Origin of the sequence: Streptomyces carpinensis (assembly GCF_002154505.1) — a bacterium.
Classification (GTDB): domain Bacteria; phylum Actinomycetota; class Actinomycetes; order Streptomycetales; family Streptomycetaceae; genus Streptomyces; species Streptomyces carpinensis.
The window spans coordinates 1-6,483 of the sequence record NZ_MUBM01000055.1 but is presented as its reverse complement, the minus strand read 5'-3'; the positions used below and the strand labels follow the sequence as shown (position 1 = coordinate 6,483).

7 protein-coding genes are annotated in these 6,483 nt (G+C 71.1%); 5 read left to right on the top strand and 2 right to left on the bottom strand.

Annotated elements, in window-relative coordinates:
• A partial coding sequence (locus BZY54_RS08605) for an RNA-guided endonuclease InsQ/TnpB family protein (RefSeq protein WP_143668022.1) occupies positions 1-748 on the bottom strand: 748 nt, incomplete at its 3' end.
• Between the two features lie 186 nt (positions 749-934).
• Here BZY54_RS08605 and BZY54_RS50805 point away from each other — a divergent pair.
• The 5 genes from BZY54_RS50805 (at position 935) to BZY54_RS08585 (ending at position 5,578) form a co-directional block, all read left to right on the top strand.
• A complete protein-coding gene (locus BZY54_RS50805) occupies positions 935-1,087 on the top strand; it encodes a hypothetical protein (RefSeq protein WP_158103830.1) in 153 nt (50 codons plus the stop codon).
• A 50-nt stretch (positions 1,088-1,137) separates the two neighbouring features.
• Complete coding sequence (locus tag BZY54_RS08600; protein ID WP_086724184.1) at positions 1,138-1,818, top strand: IclR family transcriptional regulator; 681 nt, start codon at positions 1,138-1,140, stop codon at positions 1,816-1,818.
• A 232-nt stretch (positions 1,819-2,050) separates the two neighbouring features.
• Positions 2,051-2,911, top strand: a complete 861-nt coding sequence (locus BZY54_RS08595; protein ID WP_086724183.1) for an alpha/beta fold hydrolase — start codon at positions 2,051-2,053, stop codon at positions 2,909-2,911.
• Positions 2,912-2,930: 19 nt separating this feature from the next.
• Positions 2,931-4,637: a bifunctional 3-(3-hydroxy-phenyl)propionate/3-hydroxycinnamic acid hydroxylase MhpA gene (mhpA, locus tag BZY54_RS08590; RefSeq protein ID WP_086724181.1), complete on the top strand. Its 1,707-nt coding sequence runs from the start codon at positions 2,931-2,933 to the stop codon at positions 4,635-4,637.
• Entirely contained in the window at positions 4,634-5,578 is a 945-nt protein-coding gene (locus BZY54_RS08585; protein ID WP_086724180.1) for a 3-carboxyethylcatechol 2,3-dioxygenase, read from the top strand. The genes mhpA and BZY54_RS08585 overlap by 4 nt, the downstream gene beginning before the upstream one ends.
• A 29-nt stretch (positions 5,579-5,607) precedes the next feature.
• Here the strand turns inward: BZY54_RS08585 and BZY54_RS08580 are convergent, their stop codons facing one another.
• On the bottom strand, positions 5,608-6,306 hold the full coding sequence (locus BZY54_RS08580; RefSeq protein WP_086724179.1) for a TMEM175 family protein: 699 nt from the start codon (positions 6,304-6,306) through the stop codon (positions 5,608-5,610).
• Positions 6,307-6,483: the final 177 nt, after the last annotated feature.

Genomic DNA, 6,483 nt, shown 5'->3' with positions numbered 1-6,483 from the left:
CGGGCCGGCCCTTCGGGCTCCGGCGCCGGGCCATCATCCGCTGGTAGCGGGCCAGCCCCTGAGCGGCCCGCTTGCCGTGCTCGGCATGCGGGAGATCGTAGGCGTCATCCGTGGTGACGGCCGTCTCCTTCACACCCCAGTCCACGCCCAGGACGCGGCCAGTCTCCACAAGCGGCTCGACCTGGGCCGGGGCGACGAAGGAGGCGTACCAATGCCCGAGCGTGTCCTGGTACACGCGCACACTCGACGGCTCGGCCGGAAGGTCCCGCGACCACACCACCCTCAGCACGATCTGGCCCGCGAGGTGCAGACGACCGTCCTTGAGGCGGAAACCGCGCTTCGTGTAGTTCAGGCTCGGCCTGGCCTCCCGCTTCTTCTTCCAGCGGGGCATCCCCGCCCGGCGGTGCACCGGAAGCCCGTCCTTGATGTCCTTCAGCGCCTTCGCCCTCGACCTGGCGAAGTCCCGAATCACCTGCTGCTGCGGCACCGACGCACCCGCAGCCAGCCACGGCGTCACCCGACGCGCCTCGGTCAGCATCCTGTCCAACTGAGCCGGACCGCACGTCAGCTTCTCACCGGACTCCTTGCTCTGCTGGTGGACCTGCTTCGACTTGGCCACGCACTCGTTCCAAAGCCAACGGCAGCGGTCCCACTCCGCTTCGAGCGCGCGCCGCGCGGTAGCAGACAGGCGCACACGGAAGGAGTACCGGGCATGCCCGGCCCCCTCCGTGGTCGCGACTGGCGTCATGCATCCGAACCTATAGGGGAGGACTGACAGTTGACGCCTCTTGATCGCCACGGGCTCACTCACCTCGTCGCGGGTGGACGGCCTTTCGCCCTGGAGGCGAAACCCCTACTTCCCGTCCTGCTCCGCAGGAGCCCGATTCCTCCCCGGCCTGAAGGCCGGGGCATCCTCGGAGGAACCCGGTGACCGGTGTGCGCGAGCCCGTGGAGCCGGGCGCCGGTGGGCCACGACGGCGACGGCGTCTTCCCGGCGCTTCGGGCGAAGCCCGCCGTGGCGCAGAAGCGCCTGGTGGAGCAGCTCGCCATCGCGCTGTCACGGCCGGGCGGGCGGGCCTGCGCGTGAGCGGGATCGGTCGGCGTCGGCATGAGCATCGGTCCCATAGGCTTCGGCGCATGGTGGATTCCCCTCGCGCTGCCGGAACCCAGACGCTCGCCCGCGGCCTGCGCGCCCTGCAGCTTGTCAGCACGGCGAGCGACGGCCTGAGCATCCAGGAGGTCGCCGGGGAGCTGGACGTCCACCGGTCCATCGCCTCACGGCTGCTGACGACCCTCGCCGACTTCCACCTGGTGGCCCGCGGCAGCGACGGCCGCTACCGCACCGGCACCGGACTCGCCGCGCTGGCCGGGGGCATCCACGCGACCCTGCGCGCAGCCGCGGAGCCCGTCATGCACGAGCTCGCCGCCGGCCTCGGCGCCACCATCTCGCTGCTGGTGGTCGAGGGCAGCCAGGCGGTCGCCCTCTCGGTGGTCGAGCCGCCCGGGGCGTCGTACGTACTCAGCTTCAAGACCGGCAGCCGCCACCCGCTGGGGCGCGGCTCGGCGGGCGTCGCGCTGCTCGCGGCGCAGTCGCCCTCCCCCGGCGAGGCCGCGAACGTCACCGAGGCGCGCGCACGCGGCTTCGCCGCGACGTTCGGCGAGGTCGAGCCCGGCGCATACGGCGTGGCGGTGCCGATCACGGTCGAAGGCCTTCCCGCCGCCTGCCTCAACCTGATCACCTACCGCCCCGAGATCGCCGACCAGGCCGCGCCGGCGCTCATGACGGCCGCCGAACGACTGCACGGCGACCTCGCCTGACAGCGGCCCCGCACAGGGCGGTACCGCGACCTCACCTGGGCGGCAGGCGCGCGCCGGGATGGCGACCGGGCCTTTCGAGGACCTGCCGCGTCCCGGCCCGAGGCGTACCGCGGCCTCGCCCGGGGCGGGGCAGCCGGCCCCTTGACATTCCTCTGCCGCGAGCGTTCCATGAGCGCATAACTGTGCAACTATCGAGTAGTAGTGTGCACATAATGCACGAGGAGTTGGGGTCATGGTCATCACGAAAGAGTCCGCAGCGCGCGACACCACCCTTCCGTCGGGCATACGCATGCGGTACTACGAGGCCGGACAGGCCGGTGCCACACCTGTCGTCCTGCTGCACGGCTCCGGCCCCGGCGCGACCGGGTGGTCGAACTTCTCCGGCAACATCGGCGCGATCGCCGCCGCCGGATTCCATGTCATCGCGCCCGACATGCCGGGGTGGGGTGACTCCGACGCGCAGGCGACCAAGGACATGGATCACGACACGGCGCTCGTGGAGTTCCTCGACACGCTCGGCCTGCCGAGCGCGGCCCTCGTCGGCAACTCGATGGGCGCGCACACCGCGATCCGCTTCGCGACGCTGCACCCCGAGCGCATCACCCACCTGGTGACGATGGGCGCCTCGCTCGGTCGCGGTCCGGCCTCCCTCTTCGGCGCGGGCGACGGGCCGAGCGAGGGGCTGAAGGTGCTCGTCAGGGCCTACAAGGACGCCAGCCCGGAGAACATGAAGGCCCTCGTCGAGATCATGACCTACGACAAGGAACGCTTCGCCACGCCGGAGCTGACCCGGGCGCGCTCCGAGGCCGCGCTCGCCCGCCCCGACCACCTGAAGAACTACGTCGAGGGCCTCGCGCACGGCGCCCCGATCCCGGTCAGGGTCGACCGCGACAAGATCCCCGGCATCCAGGCGCCCACCCTGCTGATCCACGGCAAGGACGACAGGGTCCTGCACTACGAGATCAGCCTGTGGCTGCTCGCCAACATCCCCCACTCACGGCTGGTGCTGCTCAACCGCTGCGGCCACTGGGCGATGATCGAGCACGCCGCCGAGTTCAACCGCCTCGTCACCGACTTCCTGTCGCACAACTGACCCGGATCGGACGCAGCCCATGACCACCCTCGACACCGACGTCGTCGTCATCGGAGCCGGTCCGGTCGGCCTCACCCTCGCCAACCTGATCGGCGTGCGCGGCCACCGGGCCACCGTGCTCGAGACCCGCCACGAGCTGATCGACTACCCCCGCGGCGTCGGCCTCGACGACGAATCCATCCGCACGCTGTGCACGGCCGGCCTGTGGCAGCAGATCCAGCCCTACACGGTCCCGCACCACGTGGTCCGGCTGGTCAACGGCGAGGGCCGGGTGCTCGCCACGAACGATCCGAAATCGCAGGAGTTCGGCTACCCGCGCAAGCACGGCTTCATCCAGCCGCTGGTCGACAAGGAGCTCGCCGCCGGGCTCGACCGGTTCCCGGGCACCACGCTGCGCTTCGGCCACCGGGTCGTGGGCCTGGAGGACCGCGGCGACCACGTCGCCGTCACCGCCGAACAGCTCGGCGCCGGCGGCGATGTCACGGGCACGCTCACCCTCACCGCCAGGTACGCCGTGGGCTGCGAAGGCGGCAGCTCCTTCACCCGCAAGTGGATGGGCGTGCAGTTCGAGGGCAAGTCGCCCTCGACCCGCTGGGTGGTCGTCGATGTCGACAACGACCCGATCGGCACCCCCTCGGTCTACCTCGGCGCCGACCCGCGCCGCCCGTACGTGTCCATCGGGCTGCCGCAGGGCATCCGCCGCTGGGAGTTCATGCTCCACGACGACGAACCCACCGAGCTGGTCGACGACCCCGCCTTCATGCACTCCCTGCTCCAGCGCCACGTCCCCGACCCGGCGGCACTGACGATCATCAACCAGCGCACCTTCACCCACCACGGCCGCGTGGCCGCCGACTTCCGCAAGGGCCGCGTCTTCATCGCCGGCGACGCCGCCCACCTCATGCCGGTCTGGCTCGGCCAGGGCTGGAACTCCGGCATCCGCGACGCGACCAACCTGGCCTGGAAGCTCACCGCCGTCCTGGGCGGCGATGCCGGCGACGCCCTCCTCGACACCTACACCGACGAACGCCGCAAACACGCCTCCGACATGATCGACGTCAACATGGCGGCCGGCACAGTCATGAAGATGGGCCGCCTCGGCGGCAGGCTGCGCGACGCGTCCGCCTCAGCCCTCAACCTCGTGCCGAAGTGGAAGTCGTACTTCACCGAGCTGCGGTTCAAACCCATGCCGCGCTACGCCTCAGGCGTCGTCGTCGACCAGGCCACCCTCACCCCCGGCCGGGCCGAGGCCGGCTTCAAACGCGGCCGGCTGGCACCGTTCACCGACTCCGCCGGCGAGCTCTCCCCGGTCGGCCTGCAGTTCATCCAGCCGCGGGTCAACACCTCCAGCGCCACCGACGTCCTGCTCGACGAGGTCACCGGCGACTGGTGGACGCTGGCCACCTGGGGCACCGACCCGACCGCCTTCCTCTCCCCCGCAGACCTCGAACTCATCCACCGCCACCGGATCACACTGGTCTCCTTCATGCCCGAGACCCAGCGCGCCTGGGCCGAGAAGCGGTACGCCGACTCTCCGGCACCGGTCACCGTGGTCGGCGACCACACCGGCGCTCTCAAGGACTGGTTCGACGTCCGCGCCTGCGGCCTGGTCGTCCTGCGCCCCGACCGCTTCGTGGCCGCGGCCTGCCTCACCCAGCAGGCCCCGAAGGCCCTCGCCGCCGTCGTCACGGCAGGCTCGCTCGTCAAGGAAGGAGGCCGGCGATGAGCCTGGCCCTCGTCACCATGTCGCACAGCCCGCTGCTGGAGTACGCCGACCCGCCCGCCGAGGTGGCCGACGCGGTCCAGGGCGCCTTCGACACCGCGCGGGCCTTCGTCAAGGACTACGACCCCACACTGGTCGTCTCCTTCGCACCCGACCACTACAACGGCTTCTTCTACGACCTGATGCCGCCGTTCTGCATCGGCTACGAGGCGGTGGGCGTCGGTGACTACGGCACAGCCGAAGGGCCGCTGAACGTGCCGGCCGAGCGCGCCGAGGAACTGGCCCAGTGGGTGGCCGAACGGGACATCGACGTGGCCATCTCCCGCCGGATGGAGGTCGACCACGGCGCCATCCAGCCCCTGGAGATCCTCTTCGGCGGCATCGACGCCGTGCCGACCATCCCCGTCTTCGTCAACGGCGTCGCCAAGCCCTTCGTGACGATGCGCCGTGTCCGCCGGCTCGGCGAGGCGATCGGCGCCTTCCTCACCACGTTCGAGGACGAGCGCGTACTCGTCCTGGGCTCCGGCGGCCTCTCCCACGACCCACCGGTACCGCAGTGGGCCACCGCCGACGACGCCGCCCGCGCCATGCTGCTCAGCGGCAGGCACCCCACCGCCGTGGCCCGACAGGCCCGGCAGCAGCGGGTCATCGACACCGCGAAGGCCTTCGCGGCGGGCACGGCCGCCATCCAGGACCTCAACCCCGCATGGGACCAGGCCCTGATGGCCACGCTCGCCTCCGGCGACCTCTCCCCGATCGACGCGATGACACCCGAGCAGATGGCCAAGGACGCCGGCAACTCCTCCCACGAGGTCCGCACCTGGGTCGCCGCCTTCGCCGCGCTCGGTGCCGCGGGCCCCTACGACGTGGCCTACTCCTTCTACCGGCCGATCCGGGAGTACATCGCCGGCTTCGGCGTCATGGCAGCGCGCACCGCACCATGACCCACGCCCTCCCGGGCGAGCACGGCAGGTCACCGGTTCGCCGTGCGCCGCCGGCGTACCCGGGGGATGCCCTCGCTGGTGGCGAAGTAGAAGAGGGGCAGCAGGAGGAAGAGAGCAAGGGCAATGCCCGGGTTGACCGCCCAGCCGAGTCCGCCGGCCAGGAGGTAGACCACGACGCCGACGGCGGAGCGGACCATGCCGTGCGGGACGTAGTGGGCCTCCACGGAGTCGTCGAGCAGGCCGGGTCGGCGGGTGAGCTGGACGTAGGTCCACACCCAGCTGGCACACATCGCAGCCGCGACGATCGCGTAGAGCACCACGGCGGTGCGCACGTCGGCGCCGGCGATCTCCTCCCGCAGCGTGTCGACGAGCACACCGGTGGGAAAGGGCAGCGCCGCCGTGGTGAACAACAGGACGAGGTTGGCGGCGTGCAGTCCCCGGTCCACCACGCGGATGCGGGCGAAGGCCTGATGGTGGTTCAGCCAGATCACCCCGATGTAGGCGAAGGACGTCAGATAGCCCAGATAGGCGGGCCACTGGCGCAGCAAGGCGGACAGCAGCCCGCCCCTGCCGTGCGCCGGAGTGGTCATCTCCAGGGCGAGAATGGTGATGGCCACGGCGAAAACCCCGTCACTGAAGGCCTCCACCCGGCCGGTCTCGGTGGCCTGGAAAGCACCGCTCGCGCCCAGGCGCTCCCCCGGGGTCCGGTTGTCGGGATCCGTGGCCATGCCCATGCTCCTGTCGGACGACGTGCGCAGGTACGTGTCGCACCAGGGCGCACGTGCGCGGCCCGTCCGATTGTCTGCGTTCGCCCACGGCCGTCGGCGATCCCACGCGGCACTGGCGAAGATTCCCCGAGCGACGCTGCGGCGGCAGACTGCGCGGTTGAAGGCTCCCCTCCCTGA

Bases quoted from the DNA above. Each gene is read 5' to 3' on its own strand.
- BZY54_RS08600 (WP_086724184.1), top strand. From the start codon at position 1,138: ATGGTGGATTCCCCTCGCGCTGCCGGAACCCAGACGCTCGCCCGCGGC.
- BZY54_RS08585 (WP_086724180.1), top strand. From the start codon at position 4,634: ATGAGCCTGGCCCTCGTCACCATGTCGCACAGCCCGCTGCTGGAGTAC.
- mhpA (WP_086724181.1), top strand. From the start codon at position 2,931: ATGACCACCCTCGACACCGACGTCGTCGTCATCGGAGCCGGTCCGGTC.
- BZY54_RS08595 (WP_086724183.1), top strand. From the start codon at position 2,051: ATGGTCATCACGAAAGAGTCCGCAGCGCGCGACACCACCCTTCCGTCG.
- BZY54_RS08580 (WP_086724179.1), bottom strand. From the start codon at position 6,306: ATGGCCACGGATCCCGACAACCGGACCCCGGGGGAGCGCCTGGGCGCG.